Source organism: Treponema zioleckii, assembly GCF_014737315.1.
GTDB lineage: Bacteria > Spirochaetota > Spirochaetia > Treponematales > Treponemataceae > Treponema_D > Treponema_D zioleckii.
Genome location: NZ_JPUF01000062.1, coordinates 1 through 23,407, shown reverse-complemented (window position 1 = coordinate 23,407; position 23,407 = coordinate 1). Strand labels below are relative to the sequence as shown.

Annotated in this window: 19 protein-coding genes; 9 read left to right on the top strand and 10 right to left on the bottom strand. The window is 43.6% G+C overall.

What is annotated here, in order from left to right; translation table 11 throughout:
- Nucleotides 1–315: 315 nt before the first annotated feature.
- Together JI65_RS13865 and JI65_RS13860 are read right to left on the bottom strand one after the other, a co-directional pair.
- On the bottom strand, nt 316–1,824 hold the full coding sequence (locus JI65_RS13865) for a peptidase U32 family protein (protein ID WP_191017695.1): 1,509 nt from the start codon (nt 1,822–1,824) through the stop codon (nt 316–318).
- A 12-nt stretch (nt 1,825–1,836) separates the two neighbouring features.
- The gene (locus JI65_RS13860; RefSeq protein ID WP_191017693.1) at nt 1,837–2,826 is read right to left on the bottom strand and encodes an alpha/beta hydrolase fold domain-containing protein; all 990 of its coding nucleotides are present in this window, start codon (nt 2,824–2,826) and stop codon (nt 1,837–1,839) included.
- 46 nt (nt 2,827–2,872) lie between these two features.
- Here JI65_RS13860 and metA point away from each other — a divergent pair, with 46 nt between their 5' ends.
- Nucleotides 2,873–3,796, top strand: coding sequence for a homoserine O-acetyltransferase MetA (metA, locus tag JI65_RS13855; protein ID WP_191017692.1), 924 nt, complete (start codon nt 2,873–2,875; stop codon nt 3,794–3,796).
- Nucleotides 3,797–3,850: 54 nt separating this feature from the next.
- On the opposite strand, the gene JI65_RS13850 is transcribed toward metA, so the two are convergent.
- The 3 genes from JI65_RS13850 to JI65_RS13840 are packed head-to-tail and all read right to left on the bottom strand — an operon-like array spanning nt 3,851 to nt 5,595.
- Nucleotides 3,851–4,885 carry an SAM-dependent methyltransferase gene (locus tag JI65_RS13850; RefSeq protein ID WP_191017690.1) on the bottom strand — a complete coding sequence of 345 codons (1,035 nt, stop codon included), beginning with the start codon at nt 4,883–4,885 and terminating at the stop codon, nt 3,851–3,853.
- Between the two features lie 44 nt (nt 4,886–4,929).
- A complete protein-coding gene (locus tag JI65_RS13845; protein ID WP_191017689.1) occupies nt 4,930–5,316 on the bottom strand; it encodes a hypothetical protein in 387 nt (128 codons plus the stop codon).
- Nucleotides 5,317–5,352: 36 nt separating this feature from the next.
- Nucleotides 5,353–5,595, bottom strand: coding sequence for a DUF5348 domain-containing protein (locus JI65_RS13840; protein WP_191017687.1), 243 nt, complete (start codon nt 5,593–5,595; stop codon nt 5,353–5,355).
- Between the two features lie 457 nt (nt 5,596–6,052).
- Here JI65_RS13840 and JI65_RS13835 point away from each other — a divergent pair, with 457 nt between their 5' ends.
- The 4 genes from JI65_RS13835 to lptB all read left to right on the top strand — a co-directional run bounded on the left by JI65_RS13835 (nt 6,053) and on the right by lptB (nt 9,926).
- Complete coding sequence (locus JI65_RS13835) at nt 6,053–7,654, top strand: CTP synthase (protein WP_191017686.1); 1,602 nt, start codon at nt 6,053–6,055, stop codon at nt 7,652–7,654.
- On the top strand, nt 7,651–8,265 hold the full coding sequence (gene lptC, locus JI65_RS13830; RefSeq protein WP_191017684.1) for an LPS export ABC transporter periplasmic protein LptC: 615 nt from the start codon (nt 7,651–7,653) through the stop codon (nt 8,263–8,265). Before JI65_RS13835 ends, lptC begins: the two co-directional genes overlap by 4 nt.
- Before the next feature lie 85 nt (nt 8,266–8,350).
- Nucleotides 8,351–9,013 carry an LptA/OstA family protein gene (locus JI65_RS13825; RefSeq protein ID WP_242457256.1) on the top strand — a complete coding sequence of 221 codons (663 nt, stop codon included), beginning with the start codon at nt 8,351–8,353 and terminating at the stop codon, nt 9,011–9,013.
- Between the two features lie 133 nt (nt 9,014–9,146).
- Nucleotides 9,147–9,926 carry an LPS export ABC transporter ATP-binding protein gene (lptB, locus tag JI65_RS13820; RefSeq protein ID WP_422822284.1) on the top strand — a complete coding sequence of 260 codons (780 nt, stop codon included), beginning with the start codon at nt 9,147–9,149 and terminating at the stop codon, nt 9,924–9,926.
- A 588-nt stretch (nt 9,927–10,514) separates the two neighbouring features.
- Here lptB and rny read toward each other — a convergent pair.
- The 3 genes from rny to JI65_RS13805 form a co-directional block, all read right to left on the bottom strand.
- Nucleotides 10,515–12,050 (bottom strand): ribonuclease Y, encoded by a 1,536-nt coding sequence (rny, locus tag JI65_RS13815; RefSeq protein WP_191017679.1) that lies wholly within the window; start codon nt 12,048–12,050, stop codon nt 10,515–10,517.
- Nucleotides 12,051–12,193: 143 nt separating this feature from the next.
- Nucleotides 12,194–13,654: an ASKHA domain-containing protein gene (locus JI65_RS13810; RefSeq protein WP_191017677.1), complete on the bottom strand. Its 1,461-nt coding sequence runs from the start codon at nt 13,652–13,654 to the stop codon at nt 12,194–12,196.
- A gap of 157 nt (nt 13,655–13,811) precedes the next feature.
- Nucleotides 13,812–14,393: a hypothetical protein gene (locus tag JI65_RS13805; RefSeq protein WP_191017676.1), complete on the bottom strand. Its 582-nt coding sequence runs from the start codon at nt 14,391–14,393 to the stop codon at nt 13,812–13,814.
- A 547-nt stretch (nt 14,394–14,940) separates the two neighbouring features.
- Between JI65_RS13805 and JI65_RS13800 the strand changes: the two genes are divergently transcribed.
- The 4 genes from JI65_RS13800 (at nt 14,941) to JI65_RS13785 (ending at nt 20,048) form a co-directional block, all read left to right on the top strand.
- Nucleotides 14,941–15,996 carry a thiamine ABC transporter substrate-binding protein gene (locus JI65_RS13800; protein ID WP_191017674.1) on the top strand — a complete coding sequence of 352 codons (1,056 nt, stop codon included), beginning with the start codon at nt 14,941–14,943 and terminating at the stop codon, nt 15,994–15,996.
- A gap of 9 nt (nt 15,997–16,005) precedes the next feature.
- Nucleotides 16,006–17,625, top strand: a complete 1,620-nt coding sequence (locus tag JI65_RS13795) for an ABC transporter permease (protein ID WP_191017673.1) — start codon at nt 16,006–16,008, stop codon at nt 17,623–17,625.
- 41 nt (nt 17,626–17,666) lie between these two features.
- Nucleotides 17,667–18,353, top strand: a complete 687-nt coding sequence (locus tag JI65_RS13790; protein ID WP_191017671.1) for an ABC transporter ATP-binding protein — start codon at nt 17,667–17,669, stop codon at nt 18,351–18,353.
- A gap of 420 nt (nt 18,354–18,773) precedes the next feature.
- A complete protein-coding gene (locus JI65_RS13785) occupies nt 18,774–20,048 on the top strand; it encodes an O-acetylhomoserine aminocarboxypropyltransferase/cysteine synthase family protein (protein ID WP_191017669.1) in 1,275 nt (424 codons plus the stop codon).
- 134 nt (nt 20,049–20,182) lie between these two features.
- On the opposite strand, the gene JI65_RS13780 is transcribed toward JI65_RS13785, so the two are convergent.
- Both JI65_RS13780 and JI65_RS13775 read right to left on the bottom strand, forming a co-directional pair.
- On the bottom strand, nt 20,183–21,193 hold the full coding sequence (locus tag JI65_RS13780) for a TRAP transporter substrate-binding protein (protein ID WP_191017667.1): 1,011 nt from the start codon (nt 21,191–21,193) through the stop codon (nt 20,183–20,185).
- An 18-nt stretch (nt 21,194–21,211) separates the two neighbouring features.
- A complete protein-coding gene (locus tag JI65_RS13775; RefSeq protein WP_191017665.1) occupies nt 21,212–23,320 on the bottom strand; it encodes a methyl-accepting chemotaxis protein in 2,109 nt (702 codons plus the stop codon).
- Between the last annotated feature and the right edge of the window lie 87 nt (nt 23,321–23,407).

The following is a 23,407-nucleotide window of genomic DNA, read 5'->3' as shown; positions in this document are numbered from 1 at the left end:
TTGCAGGTGTTTTAAAATCGTGGCGGAAAGGGTGGCCACGATTTTAAGGTTAAGTTTCATGCTCGCCACCGCGGCTCGCAATTGTGTTCTTTATTTTATTTCCTTCTGTTTTTTTCAAAACCGTTGCAAGTTGACTTTTGGAGTTTATGTTGGCTTGTGCGGTTCCCGAAACTTTTGCAAAGCAAAACTTTCGCTTTGGCGGGCGGGTCTTGCAGGTGTTTTAAAATCGTGGCGGAAAGGGAGTCAATTATTAGGAGCGAAGGAAAAAACTTCGGCGACTAAATACCACCTAAGTTTTTTCCTAATTCCGCATTCCTAATTATTCCCTCGCCCCGTGTCGCGGATTTTTCCAGGAACATATTCAGCATCCTTCATGCGGACGAGTGTTCCCGCCTGAATCTTCAGCGGCGTATAAATCGCACAATCGTGGTCTGCGTTCACCCACGAACGTTTTTCGCCCGTAACAGGATTTATGAACTCATAATCCGACGCAGGCAATTTTAGGCTCAGCACGTCTGGCGAAACAAGCTCAAGGTCTGTTCCCTCGTCGATTTTGTTGAGCGGATTCATCTTGTAAATCTTCCAGCCTTCACGCTTTGTTACAGTGCGAACGACTTTTTCTGGATGCTGTTCCAAATCACGGAGCACTGCAGCCTTTGCATTCGGGTGCATCGCGTTGATTTCGGCTTCGCGGTCAGCAACGAGTTTTTCACCCGCAGCAAGAATCTTTTCGGTATCAAGTTCCTCTTCAATCGTTGAGGCAAGTTCGTAAGGTGAATCACTCGCACCGACGGTTGTTTTGTCAGCATCTCCACGGTTGTAGTAAAAGCCTGTTGTGCTTTCGCGGTGAGCAACTTCTTCAAGAGCCGCCATAAACGGTCTTGCCTCGTCGTAAGAAATTTTTCCGTCGAGTGCGTCCAAAGCCTTTCGATACGCGCGTGTAACCATCGCAACGTAATAAATCGACTTCATTCGGCCTTCGATTTTTATTGCATCAATACCAGCTTTTTTCATATCTTCAAGATGGTCAATCATGCACAAATCTTTTGAAGAAAGAATCGCAGTAAAATCATCGCCCTCAAAAACAGGGAAGTACTCGCCAGGACGCTGATGTTCCTCCAAGCGGAGCATTCCAGACTGAGCAATAAGTTTTGCGTCTGCCTCTGTAAGTTTTCCGCCCTTTTTGTTAAGTTCTGCCAGACGCTGGCTAGAAGACGTTCCCAAGTCATAATCCCAGCGGCAAGTGTGGCTGCAAAATCCTGACTGAGCTGAACGACCAGTAAGATATGCGCTCATAAGACAGCGGCCAGAATAGGCAATGCACATTGCGCCGTGGGCAAAGCATTCAAGCTCCATATCCGGGTTTTCATCCTTAATCTCACGAATTTCTTCGAGAGTCACTTCGCGACCAAGAACGACACGTTTGAATCCCAAATCGCGGTACATTTTTACCGCCTCTTTGTTCATGCACGAAGCCTGGGTCGAAAGATGAAGATGAACGCCAGGGAATTCCTTTTGCAAGAGACGCACCATTCCCAAATCCTGAACGATGAACGCATCAATCGGATACTGATGGAAGTAATCCAGATTCTTGTAAAACTGATCCATGTCGTGATTGTGGAACGAAATGTTCAGCGCGCAAAAAAGTCTTTTCTTTGGAAATTTCTTTTTAAGTTCGATTACACGCTTGTATTCATCATCATAAAAATTATCGGCCTTGATTCTGAGAGAAAAACGTTTTAGACCGATGTACGCAGTGTCCGCACCATAATTGTATGCGTATTCAAGTTTGTCTACATTTCCTGCAGGGCACACAAGCTCCATAAAAAACCTCCGTTAATTCTTTTCGAGTTTAAGTAAAATTCTCGTCTCACTTTCATCGTCGTGGGACGGATTCGTAATCATTTTGCCGATTTTTTCGATTGCGAGGTGAGACTCGCTCAAATATTCATCCGCAAGCTGGAACATCGGCATCATTCCCTTCCAAATGTCAATGTCACATTTGCTGCCAGCATCGTAAATCAGGCTGTGAAACTTTTCCGCATCGTCAAGGAAAAGTTCTTTTTCGCCCATCTGAATAAACACCTTCGGGAAGCCCTTAAATTCCGCCGGCGAGCCTTTTAAAGGCGAAACGAGAGGGCTGTTTCTGTTCGCCACGTGAGTATAATTTTCCGCCGCAAAACGGATTCCTTCCGCCGTAAAAACTTCGTCACTCGCTTTCCGAACCTTAAAAATCTGATTGTCATCCGAAATATCAAGCCACGGGCTAAAAAGAATCAGCCTTGAAACTCCGGAACGATATTTTTCGTTAATCGAAAGCAAAAGCGACACCGCTATCGAAGCTCCGCTCGTATCTGCCGCAACGATTATCTCACTTTTTTCATCATCATTTTTTGAACCGTCAGAAATGACTGACAAAGCTGCCTGAGCCTCGGTAAAAACGGTTTCAAAAACTTTCTGCACATCTTCCACCGACGAAGGATAGGGAAAAGCCGGTGCCAGCCTGAACTCTGGCAAATAAGCCTTGCAAGCCATTGAATTTGCGAGAGTGGACACAAAAGGCCTGTACGCCTTTCTAGAACCGCCCACGAATGAACCTCCATGAACATAAATCAAAATTCGTCTTGAGGAAAACATTACCGGCTCAATCACATCACATTCAACGTCGTCAAACTTTCTTTCTGAAAGCGAAACTTGATTCGGTAGATAAATAGAAGAAAAAGTTGAATTTATTTTATCCCGAAAATCCTTTACATCTGTTTTTGCAGAAAAATTAAGTGCCTTAAGTTTTCTTATAGCATTCTGCTTGTCTTTTGAAGAACTCATAAAGGGTAATATAGCAAATTTCGATTTTATTTACTATATTATTTGTATGCCAATTCGAATACAGTCAGATTTACCAGCAAGAACAATTCTTGAGAATGAAAATATTTTCGTGATGACGGAAAGTCGAGCCGCAACGCAGGATATCCGTCCGCTAAAAATCGCGATAATCAACTTGATGCCTACGAAAGAAACTACCGAAACGCAGCTTTTGCGACTTTTGGGAAACACTCCGCTCCAGACGGACATTTCTCTCGTGCGCATGGAAAACCACGAGTCAACTCACACGAGCGAAGAACACTTGGAGAAGTTCTACATTCCTTCCAGTGAGATTTTTAAGCACAAGTACGACGGAATGATTATTACGGGAGCCCCCGTGGAGCAAATGCCTTTTGAGGACGTTGATTACTGGGGCGAACTTTGCGACATTATGGACTATGCCCGCGAGAACGTGTACTCAACGCTTTACATTTGCTGGGGCGCGCAGGCAGGACTTTACCACAATTACGGAATCAAAAAGAATTCTTTGGAAAAAAAGCTCTTTGGCGTATTTCCAAACCACGCTTCAACAAAGAACGAACCTCTTCTGCGCGGATTCGACGACCTTTTTCCGGTTCCGACATCCCGCCACACGACGGTTTCCTCGTCCGCAATTCAAAAGGTTTCTGACTTGACGATTCTTGCGGAAAGTGATTTTAACGAAGTGACTCTGGCAAAATCAAAGGATAACCGAAGCATTTTTATGATGGGACATCTAGAATACGACACGGAAACTTTGAGCAAGGAATATTGGCGCGACAAAGAAAAAAATCTTCCGATTGAGATTCCAGCAAACTATTTTCCGGGTAATGATTCTAACAAAAAACCTGTAAACACTTGGCGAAGCACAGCTCATCTGTTTTTTTCGAACTGGCTCAACTATTACGTTTATCAGGAAACTCCATACGACTACACTGCCGGCAGTTCGAGCTAGGCTAACCGCGGTGGTTCAGCACGGTCTAAACCACCGCCATCGTCATTTTGCCAGCTACTTACAAATTCGCATAAACGTAAGTTCGTGCTTGTTGTAGTTCAAGTGAACGATTTTTGAATTAGGAATCTTTGCAAATTCTGCAATCAGATTCCAGTCAATTTCGCCCTGCATTTTTATCGTGCAGATAATGTTCTTGACTTTTCCGCTTTCAATCCACATTTTAATCCATTCCAAAAGACGTTCCGGATAGCAGATTACGTCGCTAAAAAGCCAGTCAAGTTTTCCAAAATCACGTTCAATTTCTTCAGGTTTTAAAGTGAACGCGTCGTGGGCAAGGAATTTTACGTGAGGGTCTGCCATTAAAGAAGGGGCAAGTTCAGCACGGTCAACCGCAAAAACATCGGCTCCTAAAAGCCGAAGAACATAAGTCCAGCCGCCAGGGCATGCACCTGCTTCAAAACATTTGTCGCCCCCTTTCGGCAATTCCACATCAAAAAAAGTGCGGGCAAGCGTAAGACTTTCCTGAATCTTTAAATATGCTCTGCTCGGCGGATTCTCATGGTCTTCCTCAAACACAATTCTTCCAGCAGGAGCCGGGGAATTTGTCTCCTCGCTCGCAAGCATAGTTTTTTCATCGATAAGCGTGTAAAGGCCCATTGCCGTATTCGGAATGTTAAACGGAAATTTCCGAACCTTCAAATTGATGTGAGGAAGTTTTTCCTGCAAAAGAGTTCCTCGCCTAAAAAGCTGGTACTGATACGGTGCCCAATTTCGCTGAATCGCGCAAAGAGCCTTAGCTCCGTCCCCGATTGACTCAAAGCGAATCAATTTGGGAGAAATCATGCAAGTTCTGGCCCAATACGGAAGAAGCAAAGCCCCTGAATCATCTTTTTTAGGAACAAAATCAGGACAATAAAGCAAGTCGCCGTACCAGCGGCTGTTTTTTGAATCAAAAGATTTTCCTTCAATCGTTGCGGAGTCAATTATTTTTCCGTAGCCAAAGCGAGAAGCCAGCTCGGAAGTTAGAAGATTTTTCATTTCTGGAAAGGCAAGAAAAGCCGTTCCTGGTAAATTTTCAATTTCTGCCATATTCTGCCATTCAGGATGAGGTAAGTTGATTTTTTTAAGATTTTCTAAAGAACGATGCAAGCTTCGTCTTTTGATGGAATCAGGTCTGACAAATTATATCCATCAGAACTATCCTGCTCCAATTTTAGAACATAATCTTCAAGTCTGCCTGAATCTTTTGAGTAAAGAATCGCGAATCCCACTTGGGTGCTGTTTTTTTGAACATAAGTCCATGCCGGTGCACCCGTAAGCCGCATCGGTGATTCGTTGAATTTTGAAAGTTTTACGATAATGTCGTAATCTTTTTCCATGTCGATTGTGAGCGGAACGTTGAAAGTGACTTTCAGCCCGCAAGAACTGATGTCATTGAGAACTCCAGAAATCATGCAGATATCTGGGCAGTCCACCCTACCGAAATCTTCAAAACGGACATATTTTCTTAAATCTCTCATATTTCAACACCAATTTTAATTCAGGCTGCTCTAAAACTACATGCGAACTTCGAGGTCGTCAAGAATTCCAGCGTAATTAGTATTCTTCAATTTAAAAAGAAGATTTCCATCGGTATCGTTCGTGATTTCGATTCCGGTCTGAACCCATTCGTCACCGACTTTAACTTCAAAAGTGTCGCCAAACTCAATGTCAGTGATTGGAGCATGTTCCTCTACATCACAAATCCAGAATTTTCCAGAATTGATGTCGAACGTCAAAAGGCCTTCTCTTTTTTCCATAACTATCCCCCGAAGATTTGAGTTCTTATAGTTTACAGGCTTATAAGATTTTAGTCTATCGTTCCAAAATGGCTGAACAAGGTTTCCGCAATACAGGAAAGTTGACAAAAAAATTGTCGGAACGAGAGTAAAAAACGGCTTTTGCGAACGTTTACGGAAACGCTAAAAGTTCACTTTGAGAATACAAGCCAACTCGTGCGTTTCCTACGAGTTTTCCTAGCGGAAAACTCTCGTGTTGGTTGGTGCAGTTTTGTTGCTCGCCCCTTGCACCGCGTGAACAAAAACGTTTTTTACGGTAGTGCAGACAATTTTTTTTACACTTGCAAGTTTATAATGAGGAAGCCCTGAGAAGTTGAAAGCAATACGGCAGTTGCGCGATTTTTCATTTTTCATTTTTCACCTTTCACACAGGCAAGGGCTACCACAGATTTTTAATAAATGCTAAACTGTAAAAATTATGAGCAAATATATTCTTGTAACAAGTGGTGTATGTTCTAGTTTAGGAAAAGGTGTTGCCACATCCGCAATAGGAAGTCTTCTTGAGTCAAGCGGACTTAAAATCGCAATTATGAAATGTGATCCGTACATCAACATTGATGCAGGAACAATCAGCCCGTATCAGCAGGGCGAAGTTTACGTTACCGAGGACGGAGCGGAAACTGACAGCGATTTAGGAAATTATTCTCGCTTTACGAACGTGAGCCTCAACAATCAGAACCTTATTACAATCGGAAAAGTTTACGACGCAGTAATCAGGAACGAGCGCGCGGGAAGATACAATGGACGAACCGTTCAAGTAATTCCGCACATTACTGACGAAATCAAACGACGCATAATCGCAATGGGCACAAAAACCGGCGCAGATGTCGTAATCGTCGAAATCGGGGGAACTGTCGGAGACATTGAGTCAATTCCGTTCCTTGAAGTTGCCCGACAGCTCATGCACGAACTGGGCAAAGGCAACTGCATTACGATTCACCTCACTTTAATTCCGACAATCATTGGCGGTGAATTAAAAACAAAACCGACCCAGAACTCTGTAAAGCAGCTCCAGCAAACTGGAATTCAGCCGGACATCCTTCTTTGCCGCTGCGACAGAATGATTGACGACGATATGCGAAAAAAAGTCGCCATGTTCTGCAACGTCGGCTCAAACGCAGTCTTTACATCAACTGACTTAAATTCAATCTACGAGCTTCCGAACTCATTCCACACCCAGGGAATGGACGCGCGAATCTTCGAAAAATTAAAGCTCGGAAACCGGCAGGTAAACGTAAAACCGTGGACTGACTTTGTTGAGCATTTGCGCTCACCTCAGAAAAAAGTTTGCGTTGCAATGGTCGGAAAAAAAGACTACCTCGACGACTGCTACAAGAGCGTTCGGGAGAGTCTTCTCCATGCAAGCGTAACTTCTTACAACGCAGAGCTTATCCTCAAAAAAATCGATGCGGAGACACTCGAAGGAACAAGCGACATTTCTCCGTTCTTCAACGGCGTTGACGCAATCATAATTCCTGGAAATTACGGGCAGCGCGGATTTTTGGGGCTTTTGCAGACCGTTCGCTACGCGCGAGAGAACAACATTCCTTACCTCGGAATCGACCTCGGAATGCAGCTCATGCCAATTGAAACGGCAAGAACACTTTTGGGATGGAAGGACGCGGATTCAACAGAATTCATGCAGAACAGCGAACATCCTGTAATCTCGCTTCCAGAAGAACAGTCAGGTGCAATTTCCTCAGGAATTATGAAACTCGGAGCTTCCGGCGTAAACATTGAAAAAGAAACAAAACTTTATGACATTTACCAAAAAGATGTTATAAACGAGCGGCACCGCTCAAAATACACTTTTGACAAGCGATACGCTCAGGATATGGCCGACAAGGGACTTATAATCTCGGCAAAATCTAGCGAAGACGGTCAAATCGAAGGCTTTGAATGGAAGGAGCACCCGTGGGGGCTCGGAATCCAGTTCCACCCGGAATTCGTCTCTCGTCCAACAAAACCGCACCCGATTTTTATCTCGTTCATTGGAGCCGCTTTAGACCAACACAAATGAGTATAAAAAATCTCAAGCCACGCCCTAAAGACTTTTCATCAATTCTTTTTGGGCGCGTGCTCACCGCCTTGCCAGCAGTATTTCTCGCATTCACTTCGTGTTCTCTTAACTATGCAAAAGAAGAAAACTCAGAGGACACGATTCCGGAATTCACTTTTAGCAATGCCTCGTTCTCGCGTTACGAAAAAGCAAACCTGACGATGGAACTTACCGCCGAAAAAGTAGAGCAATACAAAACCTCTGGAAAATCAGTGGCAAAGCAGGCGGAATTCCACACTTTTGATGCGGAAAAAAAGCCGCAGACTGACGGAAAATGCAACATTATTTCCGCCGACACAAAAAACAAACAATACGTGCTTCTCGGCGACATTTATTTAAAAATCTTTTCGCAGGACACAGAAATTTATGCCGAATCCCTAAAAATCGACAATAAAAACGAACAGATTACGAGCGGTAAAGACGACGAAGTGACTATCGCAAAAAAAGACACCGAAATCACGGGCAAAGGCTTCAGCGCGAGTTCTTTGAGCAATTCGTTCGCTTTTACGCAAGAAGTTTCGGGCATAATCGAAACCGACTCACAAGAAGAGGAAAAAGCCGATGCCCAATAAAAAAATCATTTTTCTGACATTTTTTCTAACTGCACACTTTATTTCTATGTGTTTTGCAGAAAAAATCAATTTTTATGCAGATTCAATGTCCGGAAAAACGGGCGGAAAAAACGACGCGACTCGCCTAATCGGAAACGCTTACATTCAAACCGAAACAATGGAAATAAAAGCCGACAAAATCACTCTCACCGGCGAAAATTTTCGGTTCATCACGGCGGAAGGCAAAGTGACAGGCACGAACACTTCGAGCCAAATTGATTTTACATGCGAGAAAATGCGCTACGACCGCAACACAAAAATCGCAACGCTCGAAGACAACGTGCACATGATAGACAGCGCAAACGACGTTACTTCGGACGCACAAATCATCGAATACAATCAAAACACCGACATTGCGACCATGCACATAAACGTCAAGTTGATTCAAAAAGACAACATTTGTAACGCAGCGTATGCAGTCTACAATAAAAAAACGAAAATGCTTGAATTGAGCGGAAATCCTCGCATAACGCAAGGCGACGATACTTTTAGGGCGCAGGAAATTCAGCTCAACCTCGACACGAACGAAATAACGCTCGACGGTCGCGTAAGCGGAAACATCACCGACAACTCAAAGTCCGAGAAAAAAACGCAAGACCAGGACTCAAGCAATACTCAAGCCGAGGCTGAAAAGACAGAGCCTCCAAAACAAGAAGAACAAAACGGAAGTGAAAATGATAAGTCTGTTCAAGAGAAAAAAGAACAATAAGATTACCGACTCTCTTTCTTCGGAATCAACAATTTCGAAAAACCAAGAAGATTCAACTTTCTCCGCTCAGGGCGAACTTTCAGAAAAGCTTTCGGCTTCGCAAGAAAGTCACTCTGCAAGCATTTCTCCTGCCCTGGACGAACTTACAAGCACAAATACGGATGAGAGCGCACACCTTGAACAAGGCACGCACACCCTTGAAGCGAGAGACCTTCATAAATATTTCGGAAAAAAGAAAGCCGTCAAGGGGGTAAATTTTCTCGTAAAATCCGGCGAAGTCGTAGGTCTTTTAGGTCCGAACGGTGCAGGAAAAACAACGAGTTTTTACATGGTCGTAGGATTTCACAAACCAACTCACGGTCAAATCTTGCTTGACGGAAAAATAGTCACAAATCTACCGATGTACAAGCGCGCCCAGCTCGGAATTTCTTATCTTCCACAGGAGCCAAGCGTTTTTAAAAAACTTACCGTCGAAGAAAATATTTGGTCAATTCTTGAGACACGAAAAGATATTAACCGTGCCGAAAAACGCCAGCGACTTGAAGACCTAATCGAAGAATTCAGAATCGGACATATCCGCAAGCAGCCGGCGTACACTTTGAGCGGTGGCGAACGGCGCCGCACAGAAATTGCACGCTCGCTTGCAATTGAGCCGAAGTTTCTTTTGCTGGACGAGCCCTTCGCCGGAATTGACCCGATTGCGGTAGCGGATATTAAGGAGATTATAAAGATTCTCTCAAAAAAGAATATCGGAATTCTTATTACCGACCACAACGTTCGCGACACGCTCGAAATTACAGAAAGAGCATATATTGTAAGCACAGGGCAAATCTTAATTGAAGGCTCTAAAGACGAAATTATTCAGAACGAGCAAGCAAGGCAGATTTACTTGGGAGAAAACTTCCATATGTAAGGGCGCAACAAAATTGACTTTAAATTTTAAGTTCACCCGGTTGCGCCCCGCAAGTTTTTTAAGAAAAAACTTGCGCTTCATAGTGCACTTTGTAAGTGCTTTCGATTCGCCGCAACAAGCACGGCGTCGAATCGAAGGTCAACTTTATCGTTCGCGCTTCGCGAACAATTTTTGAGCGATGGATAAAATCCCCATATACGGCAGAAATAAATCTTACAACTTAAAAACTGACTCTCGCCGCAGCCCGCAAGTTTTCTACAAGAAAACTTGCGTTTCACTATGCAGCTTGCAAGTGTCTTCGTTTTGCCGCGACAAGCAAGGCGGCAAAACGAAGGTCAACTTTATCGTTCGCGCTTCGCAAACGATTTTTGAGCGCTGGATAAAATCCCCATATACGGCAGAAATTAATCTTACAACTTAAAAGCTGACTCTCGCCGCAGCCCGCAACTTTTCTACAAGAAAACTTGCGCTTCACCGTGCACTTTGCAGGTGTCTTCATTTTGCCACGACAAGCACGGCAATACCACGGTTGCTGAGCGAAGTCGAAGCAAAAAAAATCCCGCAGCATTTAAAACTGCGGGATTTTATTTATCTTGCGTATTCTACAATTCTTGTTTCACGAATCATCGTGAGTTTTATGCGACCTGGATAACGCAAGTCGCTCTCAATCTGTTTCGCAATTTTTTGGGCAAGTTCTTTAACCTCGCCGTCTGGAATCTTCTCGTTGTTAACAAGGATTCTAAGCTCACGACCAGCCTGAATTGCATAAGCTTTTTCAACACCGTTGAACTTTTCGGCAGTCTCTTCAAGGTTTTCGAGACGCTTAACATAGTTATCAACAGTCTCGCGTCTTGCACCCGGTCTGGCCGCACTGATTGCATCCGCAATCTGAACAAGCACAGCCTCGATTGTATTGGCCTCAACATCGTTGTGGTGAGCCGCAATGGCATTGATAATTTTAGGATCTTCGCCCATTTTTCTAGCCATCTCAGCACCAACCTCTGCGTGGTTCTGATCACTGTCGTTTTCAGCACCTTTACCAATATCATGCAGAAGGGCCGCACGTTTTGCCAAATCTTTGTTCGCACCAACCTCAGCCGCAAGAATGCTCGCAATCTCGGCAACTTCTTTTGAGTGCGTAAGTACGTTCTGTCCGTAGCTTGTGCGGAAGTAAAGCCTTCCCAACGCACGAACGCCGTCTTGATTCATATTGTGAATTCCAAGGTCAAAGAGAACCTTCTCGCCTTCCTCGTAAATCTTCTGCTGAATCTCTCGCGTAACCTTCTGTACGACTTCCTCGATTCTCGCCGGGTGAATTCGTCCGTCGGTAACAAGACGCTCAAGAGCCTGCTTTGCAATTTCCTTGCGAACAGGATCAAAACAGCTGATTACGACAGCCTCTGGAGTATCATCAATAATAATATCAACACCCGTCAAAGTTTCCAATGCACGGATATTACGTCCCTCACGTCCAATAATTCGACCTTTCATTTCATCGCTTGGAAGCGAAACTGTGGTAACAGTAACATCGCTAGCAGTTTCGGTCGCAATTCGCTGAATGGTCGTAACGAGAATTTCCTGAGCTTTTTTCTCAGCCGAAAGCTGCGCGTCCTGCTCGATTTTGTTGAGCAAAGCTTGAGCATCGTGGCGAGCATCGTTTTCAAGATTCTTGATAATCAAATCCTTCGCTTCCTGAGCGGAAAGACCCGAAATTCGTTCAAGTTCCTGCCGATATTTTTCTTCCTGCCGTGCCAAAGACTCTTCACGCTTTTTCATAGCACCAAGTCGTTCAGCATAATCCTGCTCTTTCTTGTCAAACTCAGCTGATCGTTTATCAATCAACTCTTCCTTTTTGTTTACGCGCGCTTCGTATCTTTGAACTTCAGCACGCCTGTCACGGTTCTCACGCTCCTGCTGGTTTCGTTCACGAATGAGTTGATCCTTTGCTTCCAACAAAATTTCTTTTTTCTGAGCTTCTGCCTCTTTTACCGCATCTTGTACAACACGTTCAGCTTTTTGCTCTGATGCAGAGAGTTGCAATCTGGCATACAGCCAGCGAATAATCCATCCAAGAACAATTCCTACAATCGGGAGAACTATGCACAGAATCGTTTTCGTTTCCATGTTTCAGTAGCTCCTGTAGAATTCGATTAAAAAATCCAATTTTTAATTAGAAAATAATTTAATCACTAAAATTCATTCTTATATTACCGTATCAATTTTGCAATGTCAAATTAAGATTTTTTACAAAAAAAGTTAATTTGATTTTAGATATGGCCAAAATCAATTGAATGAAGGAATTTTGTCTGAAATTCATGGATTGCAGCCAAATTTATCGGGAAGGAATGTTTTTTTAGCAGACGGGCTTTTTCGCGCAGGGCCTTTGAAAAAAGCATTGAGCTTGCCCCCGCAAGCGCTCCGTTTCCAAGCTGAACAACACGCTGCTCAAGTACCGACGGATACAAGCCGATTTTTTTTGCCGACTGCAAGTCGATTTTCGCACCGAATCCGCCTGCAATACAAAAAACGGGAATCGATTTTGCCTTTTCTACCATATATTCAAGTCCCGTTCTTACGGCAGATTTTGCAAGCTGAAGATTTCGGATATCCTGCTGAGAAATATACACAGCAGGAGTAATTTCTATGCAAGCGGAGCCGTCGCCGAGCTGAGATTTTCCTTTTAAAATCGCGCCACTTTTTTCAATATAATTGTTCTCGTAAAGATTGCTTATGATGCTCACAAGTCCAGAACCGCAAATTCCTTTTGCAGGAACATTGCCGATGACATGAGGAATTATTTTTCCGCCTTCGATTGAGATTTTGTCGATTGCGCCTTCCACGGCACTCATTCCGCAGGCAATGTTTGCCGCCTCGAATGCAGGGCCAGCTGCCGCTGACGTGCAAAAAATTCTGCCCGGAGAATTTTCTGAACCTGGTTCGTAAAGCACAATTTCGCTGTTCGTTCCAATATCCGCAAGCAAAAGCGGCACTTTTAAGGCTGATTCGCCCGGCTGCAAATTTGACTGAGCGGCACCTGGAACGGGGAATCCTGCCGAAATCATTGAGCAAATCGTATCTGCACCAATAAAAGCCCCGATGCACGGCGGAAAGTAGACAGGAGTTTCATTCGGGATTATGCTGGCCTTAAAAATTGAAAGCATTTCGGCCGTAGGATTATCAAGTGTCTCCGTATTTTCGCAAGCTTTTCCTTCTCGCACCGAAAGCCATGTTGTCGTAAAATCAAAAAGGGAGCCTGGTGCGAACGGAGCAGCAGCCATATTTTTTACGGTAACGGCGCACACAAAACTGAGCATTACTGTGTTACCGGTGATTACGATTGAATTGATTTTTGGACGAAATCCTCGTGGCAATTTTGCCGCAGCAATTGAAACTGCCTTCGAAATCATTTTTTCAAGCTGCATCAAAATGCAATAATGAAGGGCGGAAGGCCCGCTTTCGACAACTATAGATGAACCTGTTAATGGCGGTCTGCAAGCGAAAGAAATTCTTTTTATCACATCATAGCCGTAGCGAACCTGATTGTTTTTTTCGGCAACAGTAGCAAGATGTTTTCGGGCGGAAAGCGACCAGACACTAACTACGACAGTCGTAGTTCCAACGTCAACGGCAATTCCCAAATCCGATGGAGAAAGCGCGGATTCTGAAGCTGAAGTGTTTCCCGAAGTTTTTGGGATTTCTGGCATTTTTCCTTCCGTTAAGATTTCCATTTTTGTTCCTTAAAAGTAATTGATTTCAAAGTTACTTACAAAAACTTAAGTTTTTATAGGTTCCCATAAGATTAAGCAGGCTGCCCTAAAAATTCAGTTTTAATATAAAAGTTTTAGCGCTGATTTTAAAATATTAAAATAAAATCTTTCTTTAAAATCAAATATGCAAGTTTAGAAAAACGCTCAAAATATTGTCGCTTGAATTTCCCCGCGGCATGTGCTTTAAGTTTGCGCCAACAACGGGAGCGATTCCGTTCGTGTGCCGTGAAAAATCGTACGAAATTCCGGCTCGGAATCCGTTTCCGCACGGAGTGCTCTGATTTTCGGAGAGCGAATCTTTTACTTCAATAAAATCTGTGCGCCGACCAAAATCATAATCAACGCTCAGGCAAAGTCCTGCAAGGTTCGGATAGATTCTAAATCCGAAGAAGGCTGAATAGTCGATTAAATAAATTGAATCGCCGTTTTTCCAGTGAAAATCAAAAGTTGAATCCCCGCCGAAGGAAAAATAAACAAAATCTTGCAAGGGAATTAAAAACGTGAGATTTGCGTTTATCAAAAACTGATTTCCATCATCAAGTTTTTTTATTAAATCTTTTGTTTCGTCTTTTCCGTAAAACACGAATCCTGAGCCTATGCCGAATTCATAAAAAACTTTGCTGTCGTTTTCAGAAAAAGCAAATACGGTAATTAAAAAAAATACAAGGCCGAATGAAATTTTCTTAAAAAAATTCTTCATATTAAAATTATCGAATGTCAAAGGAAACGCTGCAAGTAATTTTTTAAAATTTAGATTCACTCGTGCGTTTCCCACAAGTTTTCAGAGAAAACTTGTGCTTCACTTGGAAGAGGTGCAAGCAATTTTTTAAATTTGAGTCTACTCGTGCGTTTACGGAAACGCTGCAAGCAATTTTTTAAATTTGAGTCCACTCGTGCGTTTACGGAAACGCTGCAAGCAAATTTTCAAATTTTGAATCTACTCGTGCGTTTCCCACAAGTTTTCAGGGAAAACTTGTGCTTCACTTTTGCGGGTGCAAGTAATTTTTTAAAATTTGAGTCTACTCGTGCTTTTCACATAAGTTTTCAGGGAAAACTTGTGCTTCACTTGGAAGAGGGCTCGTTTATAATGCGGAACCTGTGATTTTTTTTCTCTGCAGATATACCACAAAAAATCGCTTTTTTATATAATCTTACAATCCGGGGTGCAGATAAATCTGCTGAGAGCAAACCCGCAGAGTTTCGTATGAAGCTCCAACCTGATCTGGATAATACCAGCGGAGGAAGATATGAAAAAAAATCATATTTTAAAAATTCTTTCCATTTTTGTTTCTTCAATTTTATTTTCTTCTATTGTTTTGGGCTGTCACAGCAAAAAAGACGAGTCTCAAGCAAAAGCAAGCGCAGAAAATAAAGAAATCACGGTTTACGCTTACGACAGTTTTTTGGGCGAATGGGGGCCGGGACCAGAAATCAAAAAAGTTTTTGAGGAAAAAACCGGGCTTACAGTGAACTTTGTTGAGTTTGAGGACGCAATCAGCGTTATGAGCAAAGCGATTCTCGAAAAAGACAATCCAATTGCAGACGTAATCATCGGGCTAGACAACAATATTGCGCATCGTGCAATCGAAGCCGACATTCTTGAATCTTACAAACCGAGCGGGGCGGACGAGCTGATTCCACAGAATCTTGTTTCGATTCTCGGCGGTGACTGGAAAATCACGCCTTACGACTATTCGCACTTTGCGATTATTTACGATACAAAATCAACTTTGCCGGCTCCAGAGTCCCTCGATGACTTGAAGAACGAGATTTACAGAAATTCCTTGATTTTAATGGATCCTCGCACATCAACACCTGGACTTGGTTTTGTTGCATGGACGGTTGCGACTTACGGTGAAAATTATCTTGACTTTTGGAAGGAACTCAAACCGAACATTCTTGCAATGACTCCAGGCTGGTCTTCTGGCTACGGAATGTTCGAAAAGGGCGAAGCCCCGATGGTCATTAGCTACACGACAAGCCCTGCGGCAGGAATTGAATACAACGGCGGAACGACATTCAAAACCTTGATTTTTGACGACGGCCACCCGATTCAGGTTGAGGGCGCGGCAATCATAAAGAACGCAAAGAATCTCGAAGGCGCAAAGAAATTTATGGACTTTTTGATTTCTGACGAAGCCCAGAAAACTCTTCCGCTCACGCAGTGGATGTACCCTGCAAACAAAAATGTCGCACTTCCGCCATGCTACGAGCAAGGAGCCGCAATTCCAGAAAAAACACTCACGCCAAATCCAAAAGAACTTGAAAATGCCGTTGAGAAAATAATGGAAACCATAAAATAATAGGGCACTATGCAACAGAAAAGTCAAATTTTTCAAAAATCTGTATTCTTGTTTTCGGCTTTGATTTTTGTGCTTTTGTCAGTTTTTTTGATAATTTGCCTTTTTTGCGCGTGCTCGCCAATTTTTACGCTCACCGGTCATTCTCAAAAAGCGGTGAGTGTTCTTAGAATCGCAAAAATCACGTCGCTCACGTTTTATCAGGCATTCTTGTCGCTTTTTGTGGCGATTTTAATCGGGGTACCGGCGGCTTTTTTTTGCGGCAAGAGAAACTTTTTTGGGCGAAAGTTTTTGCTGTCGCTTTCCGCCATTCCAGTCTGTATGCCGGCCTTAATAATCGCACTCGGCTACATAACTTTTTTTGGGCGGTCAGGAATTTTAAATCAATTCATCAATTCAATAAATTCAATCTGGAATCTAAAAACGCCTTCGGTAAATTTTCTTTACACATTTTTTGGGCTGATTTTAACGCAAGGATTCTACAATTTTCCGCTCGTAATGAGCACGGTTTCTGACGCGTGGTCAAGGCTCCCGAACGAGCAGGCAGAGTCCGCACGCCTTTTGGGAAGCAGCGAATGGCGAATTTTCAGGACGATTACGCTATTTCAGCTCATGCCGGCAATCGTTTCGGCGTGCATTCCGGTTTTTATCTATTGTTTTTTTAGCTTTATGCTGGTTCTGCTTTTTGGCGGAATCGGGATTACGACGCTTGAAGTTGAAATTTATCAGGCGGTGCGAAACACGTTGGATTTTAGATTCGCTTCGTCGCTCGCACTCACCGAAACGCTCTCCGCAGGCCTTGTGGTGGCACTTTACGCAGTTTTAGAAAAACGCTCCTCGGTCGAAAAAGGTCTCAACCTAAAATCTTCTGGCGACTTAAAAAAAATCCGAGGCCCTGCAGAAAAGATTTTTTTTGGAATCGTGATTTTTTTAATCATGCTCTTTTTTTTAGCCCCGCTCGCAGGAATCATTTTTAACGCATTTTCTTCGGCAAACAGATTCGATTCGTCGATTTTTTACAATTTAAGAAAAATCTTAAGCTCAAAAAGTTTTTTTAAAGCTTTCAGGTGGACATTTTTTTCATCGCTCACGACCGGATTTTTATGCACGACAGCCGGATTTTTTTACGCGATAGTTCTGCGAAAATCACGTTCCGCATTCTTAAAAAGCGTTTCCATGCTTCCAATGGCAATTTCCGGCATCGTTACGGGCCTAGGGCTGATGATTTTATTCAGGCGGGGGAATTTTTTGATTCTCGTCCTCGCACAGTCGGCATTAATATGGCCAATGGCATTCAGGCAGATTTTTCCGTACATTTTAAAAATTCCAGAATCCACAGTTGATGCCGCAAGGATTTTGAGTCCGAACCCGATGGATTTGATTTTTAAAATTTATCTTCCGGTGTGCAAACGCGGAATTTTTTCGGCATTCGGATTTTGCTTTGCAATCAGCGCGGGAGACACTTCGCTTCCGCTAATTCTTTCAATTCCGAATTTTGACACGCTCGCGCTTTTTACGTACAGACTCGCGGGAAGCTACAAGTTTAACGAAGCGTGCATGACAGGTTTGATTTTAGCAAGTCTGTGCACGGTCGTTTTTGGGCTGGCAAAACGAATCTGCAAATCGGCGTGATTCAGAAGATTCATGCACTAAAATCTATGAGGAAGATTTTTATGGAAGAATATTTTATTGCAAAAGATTTACAGGCTGATTTTGACACAGTGCAGGTTGACGTTTCGTTCACCGCAAAAAAAGGCTCAATGACGAGCATAGTCGGTCCGAGCGGCAGCGGAAAGTCCACAATTTTGAGGATGATTGCGGGCCTTGAAGACGGCAAAAAATCACCAGGAAAAAAAATCATTCTCGACGAAAAAGACATTACAAACCTGCCGCCAGCAAAACGCGAAATCGGAATGGTTTTTCAGAATCACGCACTTTTTGACCATTTGCGCGTGGAAGACAACGTTTCTTACGGACTTGTCTCGCGCGGCACTAAAAAAAAGGAAGCACGAAAACTCGCAAGTGATTTTTTGAAGGATTTTAATCTCGAAGGTTTTGAAAAACGTATGCCACAAACTCTTTCCGGCGGAGAAGCCCAACGAGTTTCACTTGCAAGGACTTTAATCACAAAACCAAAACTAGTTTTGTTTGACGAACCGCTTTCGGCCCTTGACGCTCCGCTTAGAAAAAAGCTTTCCGAACTGATAAGACAACTTCAGAAGACTTTCGGTTTTACAGGAATCATGGTGACGCACGACATTGAAGAAGCAAAGCGGATAAGCGACCGAATCATTCTTATAAAGCACGGAAAACTCACGTGGCAAGGTGAGCCGAAGGATTTTTCCGAAAAAATGATTTAGGGAAACGCTGCAAGTTGACTTTTAGAGTTTTAGTTCACTTGTGCGTTTAGGGAAACGCTGCAAGTTGGCTTTTAGACTTTTAGTTCACTTGTGCGTTTCCCGCAAGTTTTTCTGAAAAAAAACTCGCGCTTTGTTGGGTGCAGCTTGCAGGTGTTTCCGAGTCGCCGCGACAAGCACGGCTGCGACTCGGAGGTTTTCTTTTGTGCTCGCCGCAAAGGCTCGCACGTTATGGATAAGAGGCAACTCGTGCTCTGGTGGGGCGGTTGAGTTTGCGTGTGCTGAGCAAACAGGTTCCACTTTCATCTGTGTCTTATCTGTGTTTATCACTGTTAATCTGTGTCAAAATTCAGAATGGCAATTATCTGGGCTTTTTTGAAATTCAGAAAAAATATAGAATATTCGGCACAAGGAGATTTTAAAATGGAAATCGAGACAAAATGTTTGCATTCGGGCTATGAACCTAAAAACGGTGAACCTAGAATGATTCCAATTATTCAGAGCACCACGTTCAAATACGACACAAGCGAAGAAATGGGTAAACTTTTTGACCTGCAGGCCAGCGGATATTTTTACTCGCGTCTGCAGAACCCGACCTGCGACATGGTTGCAGCAAAAATCGCAGCAATGGAAGGCGGAACAGCGGCAATGCTCACAGGCTCAGGACAGGCTGCCACATTCCTTGCAGTGTTCAACCTTGCTAGCGCCGGAGACCACGTAATCGCATCTTCAACGATTTACGGCGGAAGTTTCAATCTCTTTAACGTAACAATGCGAAAAATGGGAATCGATTTTACATTCGTTGACCCGGACTGCACGGACGAAGAACTTGAAGCGGCTTTTAAGCCGAACACAAAAGCCGTCTTCGGAGAAACTTTGGCAAATCCTGCACTCATCGTTTTTGACATTGAACGCTTCGCAAATGCGGCCCACAAACACGGAGTTCCTCTCATCATCGACAATACATTCGCAACTCCTGTAAATTGCAGACCTTTTGAATTCGGAGCAGACATTGTAACTCATTCCACAACAAAATATATGGACGGTCACGACGCAACCGTTGGCGGAGTTATCGTTGACCACGGAAAATTCGACTGGATGGCTCACGCAGACAAATTCCCAGGACTCTGCACGCCAGACGAAAGCTACCACGGAATCACATACGCGACACAATTCGGAAAAGAAGGCGCGTTCATCACAAAAGCCACCGCTCAGCTCATGCGAGACCTTGGAACAGTTCAGTCGCCAATGAACGCTTACATGCTGAACCTCGGTCTTGAGTCACTTCCTGTACGAATGGAGCGCCACTGCTCAAATGCGCTCAAAATCGCACAGTTTCTCGAAAAGAACGACAAAGTTGCCTGGGTAAACTATCCGGGGCTTCCTGGAAACAAATATTACGAACGGGCAAAAAAATACATGCCTAAGGGCACTTGCGGAGTAATCAGTTTTGGTGTAAAAGGCGGCAGAAAGAACGCAGAAAAATTCATGGCGGGACTCAAACTAGGAATGATTGCGACTCACGTTGCCGACGCTAGAACTTGCTGTCTTCACCCTGCAAGCTCTACTCACCGCCAGATGACGGAAGAAGAGCTCAAAGCCGGCGGTGTTCCGTCAGACTTGGTTCGACTCTCGGTTGGTCTTGAAAACGTGGACGACTTAATCGCCGACATTTCAAACGCACTCAGCGCACTTTAACTTATCTACAAAATCTGACACAGATTAACACAGATGAACGGTGATGGGACACGGATTTTTTTTTACCTATGTCCCATCTGTGTCCCATCTGTGTTTATCACTGTTTATCAGTGTCAAAAATGCAGGACAAACTCCTACCGTGTTGCCTGAATCGTTCTTATAATGTCGCGGTATTTGCTGCCGTATTTTTCGTAAATTCCTTTCATCGCTTTTTGAAATTCTGCCTGAGCGCTAGGCGAAAGTCCCAAAATTCTGTTGCCGTTTGAGCGGACAATCTGCTCAGCAGAAGATTCCATCTCCTTCCATTTTTTGATTTCGTACTCCTGAGCAATCTTTGCACATTCCTTAATGATTTTTACATCATTCGCGTCAAGCTTGGAAAGCACTTTTTTTGAAGCGATCAAAAGTTCAGGAATTCTGTTGTGCTGGTCAAGAACATAATATTTTGCAGAAGTGTAATCGCCCGTGCTTTGGTAAGTCGGCCAATTGTTCTCGGCAGCGTCAATAATTCCGTTTTCAATATTGCTTCGCACGGCCGTCATGTCAATTCCAGTAACGCCAACGGCACCAAGAGCCTCGCACATATCAACCATCATCTGATTCTGCACGCGGATTCTCAAATTCTTCATGTCGGCAAGGGAATTGATTTCTTTCGTTGAATAAAAATTTCTCGCCCCAGCATCATAATAGCAGAGAGCCATAATTTCCAAACCAGAACGCTCAACATCATCAAGCAAATCCTGACCGATTTTTCCGTTCAGCACATTCCACATGTGGGAAGAAGAGCGATAAAGATACGGAAGCATCAACGCATTGAATCGAGGAACGCTCTCGGCAATCGGAGAAATTGAAATTCTCGAAAACGCGATGTCGCCGAGCTTTAACGCTTCAAGAGTCTCGCCCGAAGTTTCGGTAAGCGCGCCGCCGGTAATCACTTCAATCTTTACCCGCCCCTCGGTTTTCTCTTCCACGAGCCGGGCAAATTCTTCGTCAGCCAAAGACGTCGGATAGCCGCTAACGTGATTTTCTGCGAAACGCAAAGTCATCGGGTGCTTTGTTATAGAAGCCTTTTTGTTAACATTGCAAGCCGAAAGAAGAATCGTAAGCAAAAAGAATATAGAAACGTAAAATAAAATCTTTCTCATAAAAACTCCAAATGAAAACTATTCGGTCTTAAATCGGTCAATCTGACTTCCGATTTTTGTGATTGAATACTGAACTGTGCCAGAAACTTCGGTCAGCGTAGTTCCAGTCTCGTTAATCTGCTTTGCGCCAACAGCCATTTCGTCCATATTCGACTGAATGCTAACCGTAGCGTTCTGCAAGTTGTTCATTTCCTGCAAAATACGCTCATTTCGCAAAGACATTTCTTTTGCCGCAGTCTGAACGTCACGTGTGCTAGCGTTCATAATCCTGATGGAATCGCCTATCTGCTTCGAGCCTTCGTTTTGCTCGTCCATCGCACATTTAATCTGCAAAACAAGCTCATCGGTCTTTTTAATGTGGTTCGAAACCGCACTGAAAGCCGCACTCGCCTCGTTCGAAGAAGCGACCACATCAGAAATCGAATTCCGAATCGCCGTAAGCCTAGAACCAATTTTCTTGGACTGCAATGCCGAAGATTCCGAAAGTTTTCGAATTTCATCCGCAACAACAGAAAAACCACGGCCGGCCTCCCCCGCATGAGCCGCCTCAATGGCAGCGTTCATGGCAAGAAGATTTGTCTGCGCCGAAATGTTCGAAATAATAAAGTTCGCATCCGCAAGCATTGCCGACTGATTTTCAATCATCTGAATTTTTTCGTTAACGTCTTTTTGCTTTTCAAAACCAAGCTGAACATCAGAATTCAATGAACCGAAAGCGTCAGCCATTTTTTCAACAGAACTCGTTACGGAAGAAATGTTTCCAATCATCTCCTCGATTGCGGCAGAAGCCTGTGTAACGCCGGCGGACTGGCTTTCAACGAGCCGGTCAAGATTCGTAATGTTTCCAGAAATTTCGTTCACCGCCACGGCAGTTTTGCTTACGCTCTGTCCCTGGGAAATAATCTGTTTGTGGATTCCGTCAATATTAGAAATAATCTGCGTGATTGCGCTGGCAGTTTCCTCGGTTCCGCCCGAAAGTTCCTCGCCAGAAGTTCCAAGCTCCACTTTCGTAGTTTTTACTTCGCGCATGATGTTCTGAAGTTTGTCCAAAAACAAATCAAAATGAATTATAAGGTCGCCGATTTCATCGCGGATAAAAAGCTTGCAGCGTTTGGTAAGGTCTGCGTCGCCCGTTGAAAGTTCTTTGAGAAAATTCGTAACATTGTAAACGCGCCACATTATCCAGTGAACAAATTTGTAGCAGAATATTGTGAGCGCAATGATGATAAAAACAGCAAACGGAATGACAATCGCCATCGTGTGATTCCGAATTGAATTTACGATTTGCGTGCTTCGGGCAATAAAAAGCATTCCAGAAATCTCACAGTTGCTAGAAACAAGCGGAAAAGAGACCGACATATACTCTTCGCCGTTAATCATGTTTCTTCCGTGAAATTCGTTTCCTTTGAGCAAAACGGCATCAAGGATTTCCTGATTTTCTTGATAAGTTCCAATAAATTCCTCGCCCAAAGTCGTAGAAACACGTCTTGCGCCTTCAAATACGGTGCACATCGCGGAATATGACTTTTGAGCCTGCGTAACGAACCTTCCGTCCGAAAGCGAATAGGCGGCAACGACGCTTCCGACAACAGAACCGCCATAACGAATCGGAGTTGCCGCAATGAGCGAATAGCCCATTTTTCCGATTTGAGCGTAAGAATAGCCCGCAGCGCCTCGGAGAGAGCTTGCAACCGCCCCGATTGTCGTAAGCCGCTCGCCCGAAGAAACGCCCCTGCCGGTAATAACGTTGCCCGAAGAATCTGTAATTGCAAGAACGTCCACGTTCAAAGTGCCTGTCTCCCATTTTATAACGGAATCAAGATTGTGAATTGAATTTGAGGCTGTGTTTTGAGCGATGTCGCTGCGCTTTGATAAAAGAATAACGTCAGCCTCAAGAGTTTTTCGCCAGTCTTCCAAAGTCATTTCAAGCCCGGAAGAAAATTTTTCAAGGTCATTGTCGGTGGAATTTCGCACACCAGATGAAAAAATAAAAAGCTCAAGAAGAGCCACACCAAAGACACTCACAATAACAGAAGTGAGAATAACAGCAAGAAGTTTTACAACAATCGGCGTATTTCGTTTGGCCGCCGTGTCATATCTGTCCAACTCTTTTTTTTCTTTAGCCATTTTTTTAATCTCCTATTTTATTTTTTTTATTTTGGCTATAAAACTTTTTGTTTGAACTTTTTTGATTAGACTTTTTGATTGGTAAAC

Excerpts from the sequence above, each read along its gene's own strand:
- JI65_RS13780 (WP_191017667.1), bottom strand. The coding sequence starts at position 21,193 with ATGAGAAAGATTTTATTTTACGTTTCTATATTCTTTTTGCTTACGATT.
- JI65_RS13835 (WP_191017686.1), top strand. The coding sequence starts at position 6,053 with ATGAGCAAATATATTCTTGTAACAAGTGGTGTATGTTCTAGTTTAGGA.
- JI65_RS13865 (WP_191017695.1), bottom strand. The coding sequence starts at position 1,824 with ATGGAGCTTGTGTGCCCTGCAGGAAATGTAGACAAACTTGAATACGCA.
- JI65_RS13810 (WP_191017677.1), bottom strand. The coding sequence starts at position 13,654 with ATGGAAATCTTAACGGAAGGAAAAATGCCAGAAATCCCAAAAACTTCG.
- JI65_RS13800 (WP_191017674.1), top strand. The coding sequence starts at position 14,941 with ATGAAAAAAAATCATATTTTAAAAATTCTTTCCATTTTTGTTTCTTCA.
- JI65_RS13840 (WP_191017687.1), bottom strand. The coding sequence starts at position 5,595 with ATGGAAAAAAGAGAAGGCCTTTTGACGTTCGACATCAATTCTGGAAAA.
- lptC (WP_191017684.1), top strand. The coding sequence starts at position 7,651 with ATGAGTATAAAAAATCTCAAGCCACGCCCTAAAGACTTTTCATCAATT.
- JI65_RS13825 (WP_242457256.1), top strand. The coding sequence starts at position 8,351 with ATGTCCGGAAAAACGGGCGGAAAAAACGACGCGACTCGCCTAATCGGA.
- metA (WP_191017692.1), top strand. The coding sequence starts at position 2,873 with ATGCCAATTCGAATACAGTCAGATTTACCAGCAAGAACAATTCTTGAG.
- JI65_RS13785 (WP_191017669.1), top strand. The coding sequence starts at position 18,774 with ATGGAAATCGAGACAAAATGTTTGCATTCGGGCTATGAACCTAAAAAC.
- JI65_RS13850 (WP_191017690.1), bottom strand. The coding sequence starts at position 4,885 with ATGGCAGAAATTGAAAATTTACCAGGAACGGCTTTTCTTGCCTTTCCA.
- JI65_RS13805 (WP_191017676.1), bottom strand. The coding sequence starts at position 14,393 with ATGAAGAATTTTTTTAAGAAAATTTCATTCGGCCTTGTATTTTTTTTA.
- JI65_RS13795 (WP_191017673.1), top strand. The coding sequence starts at position 16,006 with ATGCAACAGAAAAGTCAAATTTTTCAAAAATCTGTATTCTTGTTTTCG.
- JI65_RS13860 (WP_191017693.1), bottom strand. The coding sequence starts at position 2,826 with ATGAGTTCTTCAAAAGACAAGCAGAATGCTATAAGAAAACTTAAGGCA.
- JI65_RS13775 (WP_191017665.1), bottom strand. The coding sequence starts at position 23,320 with ATGGCTAAAGAAAAAAAAGAGTTGGACAGATATGACACGGCGGCCAAA.
- JI65_RS13790 (WP_191017671.1), top strand. The coding sequence starts at position 17,667 with ATGGAAGAATATTTTATTGCAAAAGATTTACAGGCTGATTTTGACACA.
- JI65_RS13845 (WP_191017689.1), bottom strand. The coding sequence starts at position 5,316 with ATGAGAGATTTAAGAAAATATGTCCGTTTTGAAGATTTCGGTAGGGTG.
- rny (WP_191017679.1), bottom strand. The coding sequence starts at position 12,050 with ATGGAAACGAAAACGATTCTGTGCATAGTTCTCCCGATTGTAGGAATT.